An 18171-nucleotide genomic window follows, 5' to 3' on the forward strand; every position below is an offset into this window, starting at 1 on the left:
CTCCCGGTCGCTCCGCGACCACCCTCCCCCGCAATGGGGGGAGGGTTGAGACCTGCCGCGCCCTCACACCTCACCTCCGAAATAATTCCCTTCCTCAAGAGCCGGAGGCCATCATGGCTGCTCCCAAGGTGCTCATTTCCGATTCCCTCTCCAATGCCGCCGTGCAGATCTTTCGCGATCGTGGAATCGACGTCGACTTCTTCCCCAACCTCGGCAAGGACAAGGAGCGCTTCGCCGCGATCATCGGCCATTACGACGGCCTCGCCATCCGCTCGGCCACCAAGGTCACGGAGAAGGTGCTGGCCCAGACCTCGCGCCTAAAGGTCATCGGCCGGGCGGGAATCGGCGTCGACAACGTCGATGTCGCCGCCGCCACGGCGCGCGGCGTCATCGTGATGAACACGCCCTTCGGCAATTCGATCACCACCGCCGAACACGCCATCGCGATGATGTTCGCCCTGGCGCGGCAGATCCCGCAGGCGGATCTCTCGACCCAGGCCGGCAAGTGGGAGAAGAACCGCTTCATGGGCGTGGAGCTGACCGGCAAGACGCTCGGCATCATCGGATGCGGCAATATCGGCGCCATCGTCGCCGACCGCGCGGTCGGCCTGAGGCTGAAGGTCGTGGCCTACGACCCCTACCTCTCCCCGGAACGCGCCCTCGAAATCGGGGTCGAGAAGGTCGAGCTCGACGTGCTGCTGGCGCGGGCCGACATCATCACGCTCCATGTGCCGATGACCGACAAGACCCGCAACATCCTGTCGGCCGAAAACCTCGCCCGCGCGAAACCCGGGGTGCGGATCGTCAATTGCGCCCGTGGCGGCCTCGTGGACGAGGTGGCACTCCGCGCGGCCCTCGATTCGGGCCATGTGGCCGGGGCTGCCTTCGACGTGTTCGTCGACGAGCCAGCGACCGAGAATCCGCTCTTCGGCCATCCCAACGTCATCTGCACCCCGCATCTCGGCGCCGCCACCAACGAGGCCCAGGAGAACGTGGCGCTGCAGGTCGCCGAGCAGATGTCCGTCTACCTGATGACCGGCGCGATCACCAACGCGATCAACTTCCCGTCCATTTCCGCGGATGAGGCTCCCCGGTTGAAGCCGTTCGTGGCGCTCGCCGAAAAGCTCGGCTCGTTCCTCGGCCAGCTCACGGACGCGCCGATCAAGGGCATCCGCATCACCTACGAGGGCGCAGTGGCGGGCATGAACACCCGCGCGCTGACGGCGGCGGCGGTGACCGGGGCGCTGCGGCCGTTCCTGCAGGACATCAACATGGTCTCCGCCCCCGCTCTGGCGCGGGAGCGCGGCATCGTGGTGGACGAGATCAAGCGCGAGGGCGGCGCGAGCGACTACGAATCCGTGATCCGCATTACGGTCGATGCCGAGGATATGCCGCGCGACGCCGCCGGGACGGTGTTCCATGACGGCAAGCCGCGGATCATCGAGATCCGCTCCATCGCCATCGACGCCGCCTTCGCGCCGCACATGCTCTACGTGCGCAACCACGACAAGCCGGGCTTCATCGGTCGGCTCGGCACCATCCTGGGCGAGGCCGGCGTCAACGTCGCGACCTTCAACCTCGGCCGCGAGGAAGAGGGCGGCAACGCCATCTGCTTCTGCGCCGTCGACGCGCCGATCTCGGACAGCGTACGGGTGGAGATCGAGACGATCCCGCAGGTGAAGCGGGCACGGCCGGTGAGCTTCTGAGCTCGTAGCCCTCTCGTAGGGGGCACGTTGCCGTCATCCCGGGGCGCCGAAGGCGAGCCCGGGATCCAGAACCGCCAACGGCGAATAGCCTTGCACGACCTGCGTTTCTGGATCCCGGGCTCCGCTGAGCGGCCCCGGGATGACGTGGTGCAACACCGGGTGTTCGGTCGAGCGACGCGGCCCGGTCGATCGCTCCGCGCCTTGCAATGGGTCGGGCGCGTAGCCCAAGGACTGGCCCTTGCGCCCGGAACATGCGAGAGGCCCGCGCATGAACATCGACGGCAAACCCTACCGCACCATCCTTCCCGCCGCCGACGGCGCGTCCGTCGAGGTCATCGACCAGACCCGCCTGCCCTTCGCCTTCGAGATGAAGCGGCTCGCCACCCTGGACGAAGCCGCCGTTGCCATCCGCACCATGATCGTGCGCGGCGCGCCGCTCATCGGTGTGACGGCGGCCTACGGCCTGGCCCTGGGCCTGCGCCGGGATGCTTCCGATTCCGGGATCGACTATGCCGTCGAGACACTGGCCGCCACCCGTCCCACCGCGATCAACCTGCGCTGGGCGCTCGACCGTGTCGCCGCCAAGCTGCGCGAGGTCGCGCTTCCTGAGCGCGCCGCCTTCGCCTTCGCCGAGGCCGGGCGCATCGCCGAGGAGGATGTGGAGAGCTGCCACGCCATCGGCCGCCACGGCGCCGCGATCCTGGCCGATCTGCACAAGGCCAAGGGTTACGATAAGGAAGAGGGCCGCCGCCTCAACGTGCTGACCCATTGCAACGCCGGATGGCTCGCCACGGTGGATTGGGGCACCGCGCTGGCGCCGATCTACGTAGCGCACGAGGCCGGCATCCCGGTCCATGTCTATGTCGACGAGACCCGGCCGCGGAACCAGGGCGCGGCGCTCACCGCGTTCGAGCTCAACGCCCACGGCGTGCCGCACACCGTCATCGCCGACAATGCCGGCGGCCACCTGATGCAGCATGGCGAGATCGACGTCTGCATCGTCGGTTCGGACCGCACCACGGCCTCGGGCGACGTCTGCAACAAGATCGGCACCTACCTGAAGGCGCTGGCGGCGTCCGACAACCGCGTGCCGTTCTACGCCGCCCTGCCCTTCTCCACCATCGACTGGACGCTGGACGACGGTGTCGCGCAGATCCCAATCGAGGAGCGCGACGGCCGCGAAGTCTCCCATCTCACCGGCCGCCTCGCCGATGGCGGCTTCGCCACGATCGAGGTGGTGTCGCCGGGCAGCCCGGTGGCGAACCCCGCTTTCGACGTGACCCCGGCCCGGCTGGTGACGGGGATCATCACCGAGCGCGGCGTGGCTTCGGCGGATGCGGAGGGGTTGTTGGCGCTGTATCCGGAGCGGCGCTCGGCGGCTTAGAGCTGCGCCCGACCACGTTGGGTCGGCGCATATCTCTAAGCCATTGTCTTGCCGCGCTCTTTTTCGCCGAACCGGAATCCACTTCGGCGGAGAGCGCTCTCGCGGGTCAAGACGCTTCCCACTGCCAGAACACAGACCCCGTAAACTCGAACACCCGCTCCCCGCGCTGGTTCTGCGCGGTGTTGTGGTGGGTCGCGACGCCCCAGCCGGGGCGCGAGGCCGATTCGCGCTTGTCGAGCAGGGTGCAGGCATATCGGATCGTGTCGCCGGCATAGACGGGCGCGAGCCAGCGCATGTCGCGAAAGCCCGGCGAGGGGCCGAGCTGCGGCACAGGACCGGCCCGTTCCGTCAGGGCGATGTCGCGCTGGCGGGTGATGTGCAGGCGCTTCATCCACACCGCCGCCGTGTGCCAGCCCGAGGCGCAGAGCGCGCCGAAATGGGTCTTTCGGGCGGCGTCCGCATCGAGATGGAAGGCCTGCGGATCGTAATCCCTGGCGAAGGCGATGATTGCTTCGGGCGTGAAGACGTGCCGGCCGAGATCGCGGACCGTGCCGAGCTTCGCCTGTTTGAGGAAGAGCAGCGGCTCCGCATCGTCGCCTTCGATCACCTCGACCGGGTCTCCGGGCGTCACCGCGCGGGGCGGCAGGGGATCGGCCCCGCGCCGGGCGAACATGACCGTGAAGGCCTGAATCATCACCGTCTCGTCGCGCCCGTTCACGACCGTGAGGGTGAAGCGGACGAAGCCGCGATCCGGCTTCGAATTCGAGGCGCGGCACTCCTCCACCTTGGTGACGATCCGCAGCGCGTCACCCGGCAGGACGGGGCGGAGCCAGCGCAGCTGCGAGATGCCGGGCGAGCCCATGGAGGTGGCGCCGCGAAAGACATGGGCCTGGAGCAGGCGCATGCCGAACCCGGCCGTCTGCCAGCCGGAGCCGATCAACCGACCCGCCAGCGTCGCCTTCGCGGCCTCCTCGTCGAGATGGAAGGGCTGCGGATCGAACTCCTTTGCGAAGGCGACGATCGCCTCTCGCGTCACCGTGAGCGGGCCGCCCTCGATCACGCCGCCGGGGGTGAAATCCTCGAAGGTGATGCCGGTCATTGAACCTCTTGTCCCCGGGTCGAAGAGTTTCGGGTCGAAGGATGGCGCTGCGCTCGCTTCAGGGGCGGCCCGCCTCTCCCCGCTTGCGGGGAGAGGATCACAAGCACCTCGTCGTGCTTGTGATGAGCGGAGCGAGGGTGAGGGGGCCGTGCCGGAGGAGGCTCATTCGGACGAGCCCCTCACCGTCGGCTGCCGCCTCGCCGCGCCGACGACGGGGGCGTCGCGGCCCTCTCCCCGCGTGCGGGGAGAGGGGATGGGCGTCCTCACCCCGGCGGATGCCGGCAGGCCGGTCCAGCTCCTCAATTGGCGAAGCGGAAATGCAGTACGTCACCGTCCTGCACCACGTATTCCTTGCCCTCGAGGCGGAACTTGCCGGCCTCCTTGGCGCCGCTCTCGCCCTTCAGGGCGGTGTAATCGGCGAACGCGATGGTCTCGGCGCGGATGAAGCCCTTCTCGAAATCCGTATGGATCACGCCGGCGGCGGCAGGCGCGCGGGTGCCCTTCTCGATGGTCCAGGCGCGCGCTTCCTTCGGACCCACCGTGAAGTAGGTGATGAGGCCGAGAAGCTCGTAGCCCGCGCGGATGACCCGGTTGAGGCCCGGCTCCACGAGCCCCACCGCTTCGAGGAAGTCGCCCTGGTCGGCGAGCGGCATCACCGCGATCTCGCTCTCGATCTTGGCCGAGACCACCACCGCGCGCGCCCCCTCGGCCTTGGCCTGGGCGATCACCGCCTCGGAATAGGCGTTGCCCTTGTCGGCATCGCCCTCGTCCACGTTGCAGACATAGAGGACGGGTTTCGCCGTCATCAACCCGAGAGTCTGGAACAGCTTCTCCTCTTCCGGCTTGCGGCTCACCAGACGGGCGGGCTTGCCCTCGCGCAGCAGCGGCAGCGCCCGCTGGACGAGGTCGAGCATCTCCTTGGCTTCCTTGTCGGCGCCCTTGGCCTTCTTTTCTAGGGCGAAGAGGCGCTTCTCGAGGCTGTCGAGGTCGGCGAGCATCAGCTCGGTCTCGATGGTCTCGATGTCCGCCTTCGGGTCGACCTTGCCCTCCACATGGGTCACGTCACCATCGGTGAAGCAGCGCACCACATGGGCGATGGCGTCGACCTCGCGGATATTGGCGAGGAACTGGTTGCCGAGCCCCTCCCCCTTCGAGGCGCCGCGCACGAGGCCGGCAATGTCCACGAAGGTCAGCCGCGTCGGGATGATCTCCTTCGACGTGGCGATCCGCGCCAGATCGTCGAGGCGCGGATCCGGCACCGCCACCTCGCCGACATTCGGCTCGATCGTGCAGAACGGATAATTCGCCGCCTGCGCCGCCGCCGTCTGCGTCAGCGCGTTGAAGAGGGTCGACTTGCCGACGTTCGGCAGGCCGACGATGCCGCATTTGAAGCCCATGATATTCCTCAAGAGTTCGCGAAGATCGATTCCGGTAAGGCCCGAAACGGATTCACGATTGTCGTTCCTTCGACCTCGCGGCCGTGCTGATAGTCTTCCGACAGGAGGAAGCGGCATCCGGCCCGGATCGCGGAACCGAGGATGACGCAGTCCCACCACTGAAACCGGGTCTGCTCCCGCAGTGACCACGCATCGCCGACGAGGGCGAGATCGGTGGCGCCTTCCGACCATTCCTCCAGTGCCAGCGTCGTCTGCCGCGCATCCTCCGAATCGATCGGGAGCCGACCGCGCAGGATGACGGCATGCAACTCGCCGAGAACCTGCGGGCTCACGACGATCAGGCCCCGATCCGCCAGCGCTTCCAGCCAATGCCGCGCCATGGATTGCTTCTCAGGGAAGCGGTCGTCGCGGGCATACACGAAGACGTTGGTATCGACGAACACCCGGCCCGTGACGGGGACGGTATCACTCGGCATCGTAGATCTGATCGCGCGTCGGCGCGCGCCCGTTCTCATCGAGGAGATGGAGGGGTGGCCCCGCCAGGAAACGCTCTAGTGCCTGACTCTGGGAGAGCGGCCGGCCGACGCGTTGTTCGACCGTCTCGGCGATGAACTTCGAGAGGCTCTTGCCGTCACGCGCCGCGGCGACGCGAGCGCGTTGCAGGAGGCTCTCCTCCATCGTCACCGTGACGTTCCTCAACCCAGCCTCCCCACCCGTCGAATCCGAGCTTCGATATCGTGTTCCCGTGTTTTCGTGTCAATCACGGCCGGTGGCCGCCGCGTTGACCTGTTTGACGTCGTCCCAGCCCCGGCCCGCCATGGCGAGGTGGACCTTGTTCTGGAAGCTCGCATCCTCGCCCTGGGCCAGGAGCGGAGCGTGGTCCGCCACGGCGCGGCAGAGATCCTCGACCCAGGCGCGCTCCCCCTTGCCGAAATCGTTCAGGACGTAGGCATGGACCAGGGCCTTGTCGCCCGGATGACCGATGCCGAGGCGGACGCGCCGGTAATCGTTGCCGCATTGGGCGGTGATCGAGCGCAAGCCGTTATGGCCGGCATTGCCGCCGCCGAGCTTCACGCGGAGCTTGGCCGGGGCGAGGTCGAGTTCGTCGTGGAGCACGATCACGTCGGCGAGGGCGATCTTGTAGAAGCGCTGGGCTTCCGAGACCGAGCGGCCGGATTCGTTCATGAAGGTCTGCGGCTTCAGCAGGACGACCCGTTCGGTGCCGAGCGTCGCCTCGGTCACCTCACCCTGGAACTTGCGCCGCCAAGGCGCGGCGCGGTGGACGCGCGCCATCTCGTCGAGAGCGAGGAAGCCGATATTGTGGCGGTTGCCCGCATAGCGGGCCCCTGGATTGCCGAGCCCGACGATCAGGCGCATGGCATCATCTCCAAGACGATTTCGTCACGAGAGCGCTCTCCGCCGAAGTGGATGCCGGTTCGGCGAAAAAGAGCGCGGCAAAACAGAAGGCTTAGAGCTGCGCCCGACCCAAAGTGGGCGGGCGCAGCTCTAAGGACGGACGACGAAGGGGCGACGTCAAACGAAAAGGTGCCCCGACCTCGCGGCCGGAGCACCCGTGGACGAAGACGAGACCGGGGCGCGAAGCCCCAGGGCCTCAATCCTCCTTCTTGTCTTCTTCAGCCTCGGCGGCCTCTTCGGCCTCAGCCTCGGCCTTCTCTTCGGCAGCTTCGGTCGACTGCGCCTCGGCAATCGCGGCCTCTTCGGCCTCGACCTCGGCGCCGAGCACGGTCGGCGGCACGACGTTGGCGACGACGGCCTCGGCCTCACCGGTGAAGGTCGTGTTGGCCGGCAGCTTCACGGCTTCGATGTGGATCGAATCGCCGATCTGGAGACCGGTGAGATCGACCTCGACCGCGTCGGGGATCGCGTCTGCGGGCACTTCGAGCGAGAGTGTGTGCAGGACGACGTTCAGGGTGCCGCCGTTCTTCTTGATGCCGGGGGCCTCATCCTCGTTGATGAAGTGCACGGGCACTTCGACGGTGAGGCTCTGGCCGGCGACGACACGCAGGAAGTCGACATGCAGCGGTACGCCGGTCACCGGATCGAGCTGGAAGTCGCGCGGGATCGCGCGGGTCTTACGACCACCGGCATTGATCTCGAACAGCGTGGTCTTGAAACCGCCGGCATAGATCAAGGTCCGGGTGCGGACGAGATCGATGGCGATGGATTGCGGAGCCTGGCCACCACCATAGATGACGGCGGGAACGTTGCCCTGGCGACGAACTTCCCGGGCGGCCCCCTTGCCGACCCGGTCGCGTGCCACGGCCTCAAGCGGCTTTACTGCGCTCATGGCGTGATCCTTCAAACAAAACAGAAAAAAGCCGCGCAACGCCAAAGGCCGCCCGAAACGGACGGCCCTCACCGATCCACGACGCGCCCGTGCCTCCAAGGGTGTCTGGCGGGCGCGTGTGGTGCATACCCGCAAGTGACCGGAAGTGCAATGTTTCCACTTCGATCGCCTTCGCCCGCATATCGGAAGGGATCGTTCCGATCTGCCCCGGCGCGCGACCGGTGCTGAAGCAGACTCGTCGAATTTCCGGCCGCCCGTCCTATTTCGGGCCGCCTCCTCCGCCCCCGCTTCCCCCCGTGGCCAGGTTGCGGCGGGTATCGGCCTGCCCGCTGACATCGCCGAAATACTTCGTCGCATCGCCGAGCTGCATCGACGGCATGCAATTGGGCGTGCAGGAATAGGATTCCCGGTCCAGCCCGCGCTGAACCGTGACGATCGAGCCTTGAGCGGCTTGGACGCTGACGATGGATTCGGCGAGCATCGTGCCGGACGCGTCGAGGGCGATGAGGTTGGTGGAGCCGAAGCTCTTGCCGGTCAGGATGACGATCCCGTTCCGCTGGAGCGCCACATCAGCCACCAGCGGGTTGCCGACGATCACCGTCTGCGTCCGCTCGGGCAGGCGAATGACCTTGGCATTGTCGACGCTCACCGCCACGGTGGCCGGGGCCGTCTCCGCCAGAGCGGGCACCGCGCCGAGAGCGAGGCAGAGGGCCACTCCGCCCCCTCGAGCGTGGCGCGTCAGGGGCGAGCGTGTCGGCAGTGACCGGTGGCCCATGGCTCTGATGCTCTCGGCTAAACCCGCGCGTTTCCGGCTGAGCCCCCATGCGGAACGGCCAGCCTCTCTTCGTCAGGCGAGTGTTAAGCACGTGGTGGTGAACGAAGCGCTAAGGCCGTTCGGCACACATCTCGACGCATCGGTCCGTGACGTCTCGACGAAATGATTTGGCATCATGTCGCCATGGCGACGGTCATGGCAGTAGATTAATCACGAGATGCAGCGGAGTTTGTTCTTCGCGGAATGTGTAAAAATACATCTTTTTCATTCATTTCCCTTTTACCAAAAGACAATCGAGGGCTTCTCGACGCTATTTGCGCGGCCGATTTAACCCAATCTCAAGAGAAAACGGGCAATGTTGTTTTCAGTCGCCGATCGAGACAAGGCAACGTTCGACGGCAACTTGGCAAGACAACCAATCGGGAAATACTGTTATGTCGAGCATCTTCAAACGTTTTGCCGCCGACGAATCCGGCGCGACGGCCATCGAATACGGCCTCATCGCTGCGCTCATCTCCGCAGCGCTCGTCGCTGCCTTTGGCCTCCTTTCGGGCCATATTAAGACTGGATTGGATAACGTTGGGAAAACCATCGCTGGGACGACGGCGCCGGCGGCGGGGAGCTAAGATTGTCATCGGTTTTGCCAAGTAAAGATGGCAACATGCTCCGTGGGACCGTCATTCGCCCATTCCTCTGGCAGTGACGATCCAGCCGGCTGTGCTTGGGTGACGTAAGTGCCCTGCCGGACGATCTTTCCCGATCGTCCGGCGCAGCCGTTTCTGGAATGATCGTGTCGCGAAGACCGACACCCGTGATCGCGGTTCTACGCACCGCGTCGATGACGAAGACCTGACCGGTTTCGGATCACCGGAACCCGCCGGGCGTATTTTCCGGCCGAGATCGAGGCTGTTCCCATGGCGAGCGTCGCGCTGCTGATCGTGTTTCCGTTCCTGATGGCCTATGCGGCCGTCCGCGACCTGTTGACCATGCTGATCCCGAACACGGTGTCCCTTCTCCTGCTGGCAGGCTTCGCTCTGTTCGCGGTCGCGACGGGATTATGGGGGTGGGACCTCATGAGCCATCTCGGCGCCGGGGCGGTGACGCTGGTCGTTACTTTTACCCTCTTCGCCTTGGGCAAAATCGGCGGTGGCGATGCCAAGCTTGCCGCTGCGACGGCGGTATGGATCGGGTTCGACCGGTTGCTGGAGTATCTGGCAGTCGCCTCGCTCGCTGGAGGCGCGCTCTCCCTGGCGATCCTGATGGCGCGGGCGCATCCGCTGCCGCTGCTGCTCGGCCGCCTGCCCTTCGCCCTCCACCTGCACGATGCGAAGACGGGCGTGCCCTACGGAATCGCCCTCTCCTTCGGCGCCCTGATCGTGATCCCGGAGACCATGACCTGGGCAAGAATGATGGCATCGTGATATAAGATGCACGTCCAGGGTGAGCTTGCCGAGCCCGGTCTGAAGCCTGGAAAGTCCTGACCTCAGCAAGAGCAGATCTGTCGCAGGACAGTCGCGCTCGGCCATCGTTAGTTTTTGTTAACCGTAATTTGAGGAATCCCGTCGAACAAGGGATGGTGACGGCACGAGGCCGTCCTGTCAGGTTCGAACACGGCGATGAAACCAGCCCGCCTTGCCGTTCTCGCCATCGCCCTCGCCGCCGGGGGCGGGGCCGCGTTTCTGATGAGCGGCAGCGATGCACCGCCCCCGGCCCAGCCGGTGGTCCAGGCGCCCCCTCCCCCGCTCCCGGTCACGGATGTGCTGGTGGCCGCCGCCGACCTGCCGATGGGGCAGAACATCCAGGCAGCCGACCTGCGTTGGCAGCCCTGGCCCGACCAGGCCATCACCGTCGGCTACATGACGCGCTCTGTGTCGCCCAACGCCATGGAAACCATCATCGGTTCGATCACCCGCAGCGCCTTCCTCGCGGGCGAGCCGATCCGCCCGCAGAAGATCGCGCGGTCCGACGGCGGCTTCATGGCGGCGATCCTCCCCTCCGGCATGCGTGCCGTCGCCATCGTCACCGATACGCGCGGCTCGAGTTCGGCCGGCGGCTTCATCCTCCCCAACGACCATGTCGACGTCATCCGCACCTATCGGGACGAGGATTCTTCGCGGTCCGGCGGTGGCGAGGCGCAGATCTCCGAGACCCTGCTCACCGACATCCGCGTGCTCGCCGTCGGCCAGATCGTCCAGGAGAAAAACGGGACGAATGTCGTCACCGGCGAGACGGCGACCCTCGCCTTGACCCCGTCCCAGGCCGAAACCGTCACCCTGGCGCAGAAGGTGGGACAGCTCTCCCTCTCCCTGCGCAGCCTCGTGGATGCCGGCCGAACCGTGGATGCCGTACCCGAGACGCAGCAGGATTCCGCGATCACGGTCGTGCGCTTCGGCGTCGCCAGACAACAACCGCGTCGCTGAGATGCCGAACCGCGCGATGTTCAAGGATTCTTCGATGACCACGAGACATCGCGTCCGCGTGGGCAGCCTGGCCGCGTTCGCGGCCCTCGTGGGGCTGGCATTCCCGGCCACGCCCGCCGTGGCGGCGCCGAGAGACAGCTTCACCCCCGCCCCGATCGTCGATGTCGGGGGCAATGAATCCGGCACCTCGCGCCGCGTCGAGCTGACGACCGGGCGCTCCCTCGTGATCGACCTGCCGCGCGACGCCAAGGAGGTCTTCGTCGCCAATCCGAAAGTGGCCAACGCCGTGGTGCGCTCGACCCGCAAGGTCTTCGTGATCGGCATGGAGGACGGAGCGACCTCGATCTTCATCATGGATGCCGAAGGCCGCCAGATCACCGCCCTCGACGTCACCGTGGCGCGCGACCTCAAGCTCGGAACCCTGCGGCAGATCCTGCTCCAGAGCATCGTTGGCGGGCGATTCGACATCCGGACCGCGGGGGATTCCCTCATCCTGTCCGGCACGGTCGGTTCCGCTGCGGAGGCGGCCCAGGCCATGGACATCGCCACTGCCTTCGTCGGTCAGTCCGGCGGCGGTGCCGGCGGTCCTGGCGCGAAGGGCGCGGTCATCAACAACCTCACCATCCGGGGCAAGGATCAGGTGATGCTCCGCGTCACCGTGGTCGAGGTCGCACGGACGGTGCTCAAGCAGTTCGGCGTCAATCTCAGCGGCAACTGGTCCGGTTTCAACCTCGCGAACGTCGCGCCCTTCGGTCTCAATGGCGGGCAATTCCCGAACGGGAACGAGATCAGGGCGACGATCAACGCAGGCGGCGGGGCGAGCGTCTCGGCGACCTTGCGCGCCTTCGAGCAGGCCGGCGTCTCGCGCATTCTCGCGGAGCCGACGCTCACCGCCATTTCGGGGGAATCCGCCAAGTTCACGGCCGGCGGCGAGCTTCCCGTGCCCGCCACCCAGAACTGCACCGGCGGCGTCTGCACCACCGGCATCACGTTCAAGACCTATGGCGTGACCCTGAACTTCACGCCGGTGGTGATGGCCGAGAACCGCATCTCCGTGCGCGTCGCGACGGAGGTCTCCGAGATCGACCAGACCAACTCCTTCACCTTCACCCAGGGCGATTCCACGGTCTCGGTGCCCGGTTTCACCTTGCGCAAGACCGAGACCACGGTGGAGCTCGCCTCCGGCGGAACCATGATGACCGCCGGACTGATCCAGCAACGCAACAAGGCCTCCGTCGGCGGTCTGCCCGGCCTCGTGAACCTGCCCATCCTCGGAGCCCTGTTCCGTTCGCGCGACTACCAGCGCCAGGAAACCGAACTCATGATCATGGTGACGCCCTACATCGCCAAGGCGATGGAGGCGAAGCAGGTGGCGCGGCCGGATGACGGCTTCATCGATGCCCAGGACGGCCAGGGGATCCTGCTCGGACGCTTGAACCGGGTCTACGGTTCGGCTCGCACAGCGCCGCTCGGCGCCACGTATCGCGGACGCGTCGGCTTCATCACCGACTGACGCCCCGTGCGAGATCCGCGCAGCCACGACATTGCAGGACGAAGCGGCCCCGGCCCCATCAGGACCCGACCCCCATGTCACTCATCCCGTTCCGCTCCCCCCTCGCCGTGCTCGCCTCGATCGCCCTGGCCGGGACTTTGGGTGCCTGCCACGCCGACCGCGCCGAGACCACCGGCTCGCTCTATCCGGCCGATTACCGGGCCCGTCATCCCATCGTGCTCGCCGACGACACGCGCTCGCTCGATGTCTTCGTCACCGGTACCGGTCATATCGATCCGCGACAGCGCGCCGATATCGAGGCCTTCCTGCTGGAATTCCGCCGCTACGGGCGCGGCACCGTGATCCTCGACATGCCGCGCGGCGTCTCGCCGTCGCTCGGCGCAGCCGTGGAGCGGACCGGTGCCGGTATCCGCAGGCTGGGCGCAGAAAACGGTGTCGGCGGAGGGCAGATGGTGGTCACCGGCTACGCGGTCGCGGACCCATTCCTCGCCTCGCCCCTGCGCCTCAGCTTCCGGCGCCTGGAGGCGAAAGTCGGCAACCAATGCGGCCTGTGGCCCCAGGATCTCGGGGCCGGAAGCCCTGCCTTCTCCGCGCGCAACGAGACGCATTGGAACCTCGGCTGCGCCATGCAGTCCAATGTCGCGAGCCAGATCGCCGATCCGGTGGACCTCGTGCGCGGTCGCCCGGAGGGGCGCATCGACGCGGTCCAGCGCACGATGGACATCAACAAACTGCGCGAGGGCAAGGATCCGTCAACCATATGGCGCCAGGATGGGAAGACGTCGGTGAAGGCAGCCATCGATAACTGATCGGCGCTCTCCTTCCGTCGTTCGACAGAGCTTCGGCCTTCGTTTCCAACCAGAGACCGGACCCCGCCCCATGCCCGATATCAACGAGTCACCCGAGCGCATCATCGCTCCGGTGCCGCGGATCACGATCCAGGCATTCTGCGAGACCGGCGAAACGGCCGCGACGATCGAGGCGGCCGGCAGCGACAGGCGGCTGCAGAAGGCGCAGATCAAGATCCAGATGGGCGGCGGTCCCGCCGCCGTCGAGGCTTTCCGCCACGCGCCCACGCCGAACGTCGTCGTCATCGAGACGCAGAGCGCGAAGTCGCGTCCCCTGGAGATCCTCGATTCCCTGGCGGAAGTCTGTGACGAAGGGACGAAGGTCGTCATCATCGGCCATGTCAATGACGTGCAGCTCTACCGCCAGTTCATCCAGCGCGGCGTGAGCGAGTACCTGATGGCGCCGGTGGAGCCGGTCGTCCTGATCCAGGCCCTGTCCGACCTGTTCACTGCGCCCGGAGCCCGCCCGGTGGGGCGCACCATCGCGGTGGTGGGCGCCAAGGGCGGCGTTGGCTCGTCCACCATCGCCCACAACCTCGCCTGGACCGTGGCACGCGAGCACGCGATGGCCACCGTCATCGCCGATCTCGACATCGCCTTCGGGTCGGCGAGCCTCAACTTCAACCAGGATCCGCCGCAGGGCATCGCCGAAGCGGTCTTCGCGCCCGAGCGCCTCGATTCCAACCTCCTCGACCGGCTGCTCTCGAAATGCAGCGACAATCTCTCGCTTCTCTCCGCGCCCGCCACCCTCGACCGGACGACGGACCTGAACGAAACGTCCTTCGACAACCTCATCGACTTGATGCGGGCGGCCGTGCCCTGCGTGGTCCTCGATGTGCCGCATACCTGGTCGGCCTGGACCCGGCGCCTGCTGATCTCGTCCGACGAGATCATCGTCGTCGCCCAGCCTGAACTCGCCTCCTTGCGCAACCTCAAGAACCTGCTGACCCTGCTGCAGCAGAACAGGCCGAACGACGCCCGTCCGCGCATCGTCCTCAACAGCGTCGGCGTGCCGAAGCGGCCGGAAATCTCGGCCGGCGAGTTCGCGAAGGCCCTGGACGCCACGCTGACGGCGACGATTCCCTATGACCCCGCCCTGTTCGGCACGGCGGCGAATAACGGCCAGATGATCGCCGAGGTCCAGGCCGGCGCCAAGGCGTCGGACGTGTTTTCCGAGCTCGCCGCACGCATGATCGGCCGCCCCGAGGCGCGCCGCCCCCGCGGGAAGCTGTTCGAGCCCCTCTTGTCCCGGTTGTCCCGACGCAAGGCGTCCTGATGGACCCGAACCGTGAGGAGCCCTGTCATGTTCGGTAGGAGGAGCACCGGCACGGCGGTCGCGGCCACCATCGCGGTTCCGTCGACACCCAAACCATCGGCCTCCATCCCGGTCTTCGACGACCATGCCGCCGAGGCGAAGAAACCGCAGGCGGAGCGGCCCGTCCCGGTCCGGGAGACGGTGAAGTCGGAGGACTATTTCCGCACCAAGAGCATGATCTTCGGCGCGCTGATCGAGGCCATCGATCTGGCGCAGCTTTCGCGTCTCGACGTCGAGTCGGCGCGCGAGGAGATCCGTGACATCGTCTCGGAAATCATCGGCCTCAAGAACATCGTCCTGTCCATCGCCGAGCAGGAGGAACTCCTCGACGACATCTGCAACGACGTGCTCGGCTACGGGCCGCTCGAGCCGCTTCTGGCCCGCGACGACATCGCCGACATCATGGTCAACGGCGCCAACCGGGCCTTCATCGAGGTCGGTGGCAAGATCCAGCTGACCAATGTGCGCTTCCGCGACAACCAGCAGCTGATGAACATCTGCCAGCGCATCGTCAGCCAGGTCGGCCGGCGCGTCGACGAATCCTCGCCGATCTGCGACGCCCGCCTGCCCGACGGTTCCCGCGTCAACATCATAGCGCCGCCGCTCGCCATCGACGGGCCGGTCCTCACCATCCGCAAGTTCAAGAAGGACAAGCTCACCCTCGACCAGCTCGTGACCTTCGGGGCGATCTCGCCCGAAGGCGCGCGGATCCTCCAGATCATCGGCCGCGTCCGCTGCAATGTGGTGATTTCCGGCGGTACGGGGTCCGGAAAGACCACCCTGCTGAACTGCCTGACGCGCTACATCGACGAGGACGAGCGGATCATCACCTGCGAGGACGCGGCCGAGCTGCAGCTGCAGCAGGCCCACGTGGTCCGCCTCGAGACCCGGCCCGCGAACATGGAGGGGTCGGGCCAGGTCACCATGCGCGACCTCGTGAGGAACTGCCTGCGCATGCGGCCGGAGCGGATCATCGTCGGCGAGGTTCGCGGCCCGGAGGCGTTCGACCTGCTCCAGGCCATGAATACCGGCCATGACGGCTCGATGGGCACGCTCCACGCCAATTCCCCGCGCGAGGCCCTGGCCCGTATCGAATCGATGATCACGATGGGCGGCTTCAGCCTGCCGTCGCGGACCCTGCGCGAGATGATCGTCGGATCCATCGACATCATCGTCCAGGCGACGCGCCTGCGCGACGGCTCGCGCCGCATCACGCACATCACCGAGGTGCTGGGCCTCGAAGGCGACGTCATCATCACCCAGGACCTCTTCGTCTACGACGTGCTGGGCGAGGACGCGAACGGCAAGCTTCTCGGACGCCATCGCTCCACCGGCATCGGCCGTCCGCGCTTCTGGGAGCGCGCGCGCTATTACGGGGAGGAGAAGGCCCTGGCGGCCGCCCTCGACGCGGCCTCAGACGGCGCTGTCACCCCATGAACGGGCTGCAGATGCCCCTTGCCGTCGGGCTCGCGGCAATCGCCGCCGGGGCTGTCGCCTATGTGGTGTTGACGCCGCTCCTGTCGGGCGAGAGCCGCGCGGCCAAGCGCAGGCAGGCCGTCAGCGTGGTGACGTCCCCTGCCCAGCGCGTGGCGACGGCGAGCCGGCGTGAGCAGGTGGCCAGGAGCCTGAAGGAGGTGGAGGCCAAGCGTGGCGGGACGAAGGTCTCGCTCGAGCTCAAGATCGCCCGCGCCGGGCTGGATTGGACGAAGCAGAAATTCTACGCCGTCTCCGCACTCATGGCCGTCGCCACCGGCCTCGTCGTCTTCGTCCTCACCGCACATACGTTCGCGACTCTCGCGGGCCTCTTCGCCGGCGCCTTCGGCCTGCCTCTATGGCTGCTGAGCTTCCTGCGTAAGAAGCGCATCAAGGCCTTCATCACCGAACTGCCCACCGCCATCGACATCATCACCCGCGGCGTGCGCTCCGGCATCCCGGTGGGCGACTGCTTCCGGATCATCGCCCGGGAAGCTCAGGAGCCGATCCGTGGCGAGTTCCGCCAGGTGGTGGAATCCCAGACCATGGGTCTCACTCTCGGCGACGCCATGGTGCGGATGTACGAGCGGGTGCCCGTCTCCGACGTCAACTTCTTCGCCATCGTCATCGGCATCCAGGGCCGGTCCGGCGGCAATCTGTCGGAGGCTCTCGGCAACCTGTCGAGGGTCTTGCGTGAACGAAAGAAGATGGAGGGAAAAATCCAGGCCATGAGCATGGAGGCCAAGGCGTCGGGCGGTATCATCGCGGCGTTGCCCTTCGTCGTGGCGGTCCTGACCTACCTCTCCAGCCCCGATTACGTCGCGCTGCTCTGGACGACGAATACCGGCAAGATGGCCCTCGTCGCCTCTGCGATTTGGATGTCGATCGGGATCTTCGTGATGAAGAAGATGATCAGCTTCGAGGTCTGACGCCCATGTTGTCCGTCATCGGCGAAAAGCTCATCGACCCGCGCTTCATCGGCATGGTGTTGGCCGGCGTGGCGGCCGCCGCGACGGCCTTCGCCCTGCTGCAGCCGCTTCTGGAGCCCGACAAGCTCAACAAGCGCATGAAGCTCATCGGCGAGGAGCGCGAGGAGTTGCGCCGCCGCGAGCGGGACCGGTTGAACAACAGGTCGACGCTGCGGGTGGCACCGAAAGCCTACATGAAGCGGGTCGTGGACCAGTTCAACCTGAGCCGCTGGCTCGGCACCGACACCGCTCGGCAGCAACTGGTGATGGCGGGATACCGTTCGCCCGGCGCCGAGACCGGGTTCCTGTTCTTCCGGATGGTCATGCCCATCGCGGTCGGGTTGGCGGCGATCGTCTATCTCTTCGTCTTGAAGATCCTGGTTTACTCCGTCACCGTCCGCCTCATGATGGTCATCGCCGCCCTGCTGGTCGGCATCAAGGCACCCGAACTCTACCTCATCAACGCCACCAAGAAGCGCCAGGCCGAGATCCGGGCGGCATGGCCCGACGCCCTCGACCTCATGCTGATCTGCGTCGAGTCGGGCATGTCGGTGGAGCACGCCATCCGCCGGGTCAGCATCGAGACCGTCACCCAGTCGGTGGCGTTGGCCGAGGAGCTCGCCGTCACGGCAGCGGAACTGTCCTATCTGCCGGATCGGCGCATGGCGTTCGAAAACCTCGCCAACCGCGTGGGCCTCGATGCCGTCAAGGCGGTCGCGACCGCGCTGATCCAGGCCGAGCGGTATGGCACGCCCGTGGGTCAGGCCCTTCGCGTGCTCTCCCAGGAGAGCCGGGACCAGCGCATGAACGAGGCGGAGAAGAAGGCAGCCGGCCTGCCGCCGAAGCTCACCGTGCCGATGATCCTGTTCTTCCTGCCGGTTTTGTTCGTCGTCATCCTGACGCCGGCAATCATCCAGATCTACCGCTGATACTGTATCCGCGTCTCAGGGGCGCGCAGTCCGCCG

The 18171-nt window shown here is 66.5% G+C and carries 18 protein-coding genes; 11 read left to right on the forward strand and 7 right to left on the reverse strand.

Annotated elements, in window-relative coordinates; genetic code table 11:
* Window positions 1-113 precede the first annotated feature (113 nt).
* A complete protein-coding gene (gene serA, locus AC0IXR_RS11145; protein ID WP_471760733.1) occupies window positions 114-1706 on the forward strand; it encodes a phosphoglycerate dehydrogenase in 1593 nt (530 codons plus the stop codon).
* A gap of 268 nt (window positions 1707-1974) precedes the next feature.
* Entirely contained in the window at window positions 1975-3090 is a 1116-nt protein-coding gene (gene mtnA, locus AC0IXR_RS11150) for an S-methyl-5-thioribose-1-phosphate isomerase (RefSeq protein ID WP_471760735.1), read from the forward strand.
* 106 nt (window positions 3091-3196) lie between these two features.
* Here the strand turns inward: mtnA and AC0IXR_RS11155 are convergent, their stop codons facing one another.
* From AC0IXR_RS11155 to AC0IXR_RS11185, 7 genes are all read right to left on the reverse strand, one after another.
* Window positions 3197-4189, reverse strand: a complete 993-nt coding sequence (locus tag AC0IXR_RS11155; RefSeq protein WP_471760737.1) for a MaoC family dehydratase — start codon at window positions 4187-4189, stop codon at window positions 3197-3199.
* Window positions 4190-4488: 299 nt separating this feature from the next.
* Window positions 4489-5586, reverse strand: a complete 1098-nt coding sequence (gene ychF, locus AC0IXR_RS11160) for a redox-regulated ATPase YchF (protein ID WP_056252454.1) — start codon at window positions 5584-5586, stop codon at window positions 4489-4491.
* Window positions 5587-5594: 8 nt separating this feature from the next.
* Window positions 5595-6062, reverse strand: coding sequence for a PIN domain-containing protein (locus tag AC0IXR_RS11165; protein ID WP_471760738.1), 468 nt, complete (start codon window positions 6060-6062; stop codon window positions 5595-5597).
* Window positions 6052-6285, reverse strand: a complete 234-nt coding sequence (locus tag AC0IXR_RS11170; RefSeq protein ID WP_056432738.1) for a hypothetical protein — start codon at window positions 6283-6285, stop codon at window positions 6052-6054. The genes AC0IXR_RS11165 and AC0IXR_RS11170 overlap by 11 nt, the downstream gene beginning before the upstream one ends.
* Window positions 6286-6342: 57 nt before the next feature.
* A complete protein-coding gene (gene pth, locus AC0IXR_RS11175) occupies window positions 6343-6963 on the reverse strand; it encodes an aminoacyl-tRNA hydrolase (protein WP_207413559.1) in 621 nt (206 codons plus the stop codon).
* A gap of 235 nt (window positions 6964-7198) precedes the next feature.
* Window positions 7199-7894, reverse strand: coding sequence for a 50S ribosomal protein L25/general stress protein Ctc (locus AC0IXR_RS11180; RefSeq protein ID WP_056432735.1), 696 nt, complete (start codon window positions 7892-7894; stop codon window positions 7199-7201).
* Between the two features lie 259 nt (window positions 7895-8153).
* Window positions 8154-8669 carry a pilus assembly protein N-terminal domain-containing protein gene (locus tag AC0IXR_RS11185; RefSeq protein ID WP_471760740.1) on the reverse strand — a complete coding sequence of 172 codons (516 nt, stop codon included), beginning with the start codon at window positions 8667-8669 and terminating at the stop codon, window positions 8154-8156.
* 434 nt (window positions 8670-9103) lie between these two features.
* Between AC0IXR_RS11185 and AC0IXR_RS11190 the strand changes: the two genes are divergently transcribed.
* The 9 genes from AC0IXR_RS11190 to AC0IXR_RS11230 all read left to right on the forward strand — a co-directional run bounded on the left by AC0IXR_RS11190 (window position 9104) and on the right by AC0IXR_RS11230 (window position 18135).
* On the forward strand, window positions 9104-9295 hold the full coding sequence (locus AC0IXR_RS11190; RefSeq protein ID WP_471760742.1) for a Flp family type IVb pilin: 192 nt from the start codon (window positions 9104-9106) through the stop codon (window positions 9293-9295).
* A gap of 288 nt (window positions 9296-9583) precedes the next feature.
* Window positions 9584-10090: an A24 family peptidase gene (locus tag AC0IXR_RS11195; RefSeq protein WP_471760744.1), complete on the forward strand. Its 507-nt coding sequence runs from the start codon at window positions 9584-9586 to the stop codon at window positions 10088-10090.
* 195 nt (window positions 10091-10285) lie between these two features.
* A complete protein-coding gene (gene cpaB / locus AC0IXR_RS11200; RefSeq protein ID WP_471760745.1) occupies window positions 10286-11089 on the forward strand; it encodes a Flp pilus assembly protein CpaB in 804 nt (267 codons plus the stop codon).
* A 34-nt stretch (window positions 11090-11123) separates the two neighbouring features.
* Window positions 11124-12602: a type II and III secretion system protein family protein gene (locus AC0IXR_RS11205; protein WP_471760747.1), complete on the forward strand. Its 1479-nt coding sequence runs from the start codon at window positions 11124-11126 to the stop codon at window positions 12600-12602.
* 74 nt (window positions 12603-12676) lie between these two features.
* Window positions 12677-13411 (forward strand): CpaD family pilus assembly protein, encoded by a 735-nt coding sequence (locus tag AC0IXR_RS11210; protein ID WP_471760749.1) that lies wholly within the window; start codon window positions 12677-12679, stop codon window positions 13409-13411.
* A 70-nt stretch (window positions 13412-13481) separates the two neighbouring features.
* Window positions 13482-14726, forward strand: coding sequence for an AAA family ATPase (locus AC0IXR_RS11215; RefSeq protein WP_471760750.1), 1245 nt, complete (start codon window positions 13482-13484; stop codon window positions 14724-14726).
* 27 nt (window positions 14727-14753) lie between these two features.
* Window positions 14754-16202 carry a CpaF family protein gene (locus AC0IXR_RS11220; RefSeq protein ID WP_311276839.1) on the forward strand — a complete coding sequence of 483 codons (1449 nt, stop codon included), beginning with the start codon at window positions 14754-14756 and terminating at the stop codon, window positions 16200-16202.
* Complete coding sequence (locus tag AC0IXR_RS11225; RefSeq protein WP_419952200.1) at window positions 16199-17167, forward strand: type II secretion system F family protein; 969 nt, start codon at window positions 16199-16201, stop codon at window positions 17165-17167. Before AC0IXR_RS11220 ends, AC0IXR_RS11225 begins: the two co-directional genes overlap by 4 nt.
* Before the next feature lie 5 nt (window positions 17168-17172).
* Window positions 17173-18135: a type II secretion system F family protein gene (locus tag AC0IXR_RS11230; protein WP_419952201.1), complete on the forward strand. Its 963-nt coding sequence runs from the start codon at window positions 17173-17175 to the stop codon at window positions 18133-18135.
* The last annotated feature ends 36 nt before the right edge of the window (window positions 18136-18171 follow it).

It is taken from the genome of Methylobacterium sp. AC832 (assembly GCF_979256025.1).

What these genes read in the sequence shown, in the direction of transcription:
- AC0IXR_RS11230 (WP_419952201.1), top strand. Translation starts at nt 17,173, where the DNA reads ATGTTGTCCGTCATCGGCGAAAAGCTCATCGACCCGCGCTTCATCGGC.
- serA (WP_471760733.1), top strand. Translation starts at nt 114, where the DNA reads ATGGCTGCTCCCAAGGTGCTCATTTCCGATTCCCTCTCCAATGCCGCC.
- mtnA (WP_471760735.1), top strand. Translation starts at nt 1,975, where the DNA reads ATGAACATCGACGGCAAACCCTACCGCACCATCCTTCCCGCCGCCGAC.
- AC0IXR_RS11205 (WP_471760747.1), top strand. Translation starts at nt 11,124, where the DNA reads ATGACCACGAGACATCGCGTCCGCGTGGGCAGCCTGGCCGCGTTCGCG.
- AC0IXR_RS11215 (WP_471760750.1), top strand. Translation starts at nt 13,482, where the DNA reads ATGCCCGATATCAACGAGTCACCCGAGCGCATCATCGCTCCGGTGCCG.
- AC0IXR_RS11210 (WP_471760749.1), top strand. Translation starts at nt 12,677, where the DNA reads ATGTCACTCATCCCGTTCCGCTCCCCCCTCGCCGTGCTCGCCTCGATC.
- AC0IXR_RS11155 (WP_471760737.1), bottom strand. Translation starts at nt 4,189, where the DNA reads ATGACCGGCATCACCTTCGAGGATTTCACCCCCGGCGGCGTGATCGAG.
- AC0IXR_RS11185 (WP_471760740.1), bottom strand. Translation starts at nt 8,669, where the DNA reads ATGGGCCACCGGTCACTGCCGACACGCTCGCCCCTGACGCGCCACGCT.
- ychF (WP_056252454.1), bottom strand. Translation starts at nt 5,586, where the DNA reads ATGGGCTTCAAATGCGGCATCGTCGGCCTGCCGAACGTCGGCAAGTCG.
- AC0IXR_RS11165 (WP_471760738.1), bottom strand. Translation starts at nt 6,062, where the DNA reads ATGCCGAGTGATACCGTCCCCGTCACGGGCCGGGTGTTCGTCGATACC.
- pth (WP_207413559.1), bottom strand. Translation starts at nt 6,963, where the DNA reads ATGCGCCTGATCGTCGGGCTCGGCAATCCAGGGGCCCGCTATGCGGGC.
- AC0IXR_RS11180 (WP_056432735.1), bottom strand. Translation starts at nt 7,894, where the DNA reads ATGAGCGCAGTAAAGCCGCTTGAGGCCGTGGCACGCGACCGGGTCGGC.
- AC0IXR_RS11195 (WP_471760744.1), top strand. Translation starts at nt 9,584, where the DNA reads ATGGCGAGCGTCGCGCTGCTGATCGTGTTTCCGTTCCTGATGGCCTAT.
- cpaB (WP_471760745.1), top strand. Translation starts at nt 10,286, where the DNA reads ATGAAACCAGCCCGCCTTGCCGTTCTCGCCATCGCCCTCGCCGCCGGG.
- AC0IXR_RS11220 (WP_311276839.1), top strand. Translation starts at nt 14,754, where the DNA reads ATGTTCGGTAGGAGGAGCACCGGCACGGCGGTCGCGGCCACCATCGCG.
- AC0IXR_RS11190 (WP_471760742.1), top strand. Translation starts at nt 9,104, where the DNA reads ATGTCGAGCATCTTCAAACGTTTTGCCGCCGACGAATCCGGCGCGACG.
- AC0IXR_RS11225 (WP_419952200.1), top strand. Translation starts at nt 16,199, where the DNA reads ATGAACGGGCTGCAGATGCCCCTTGCCGTCGGGCTCGCGGCAATCGCC.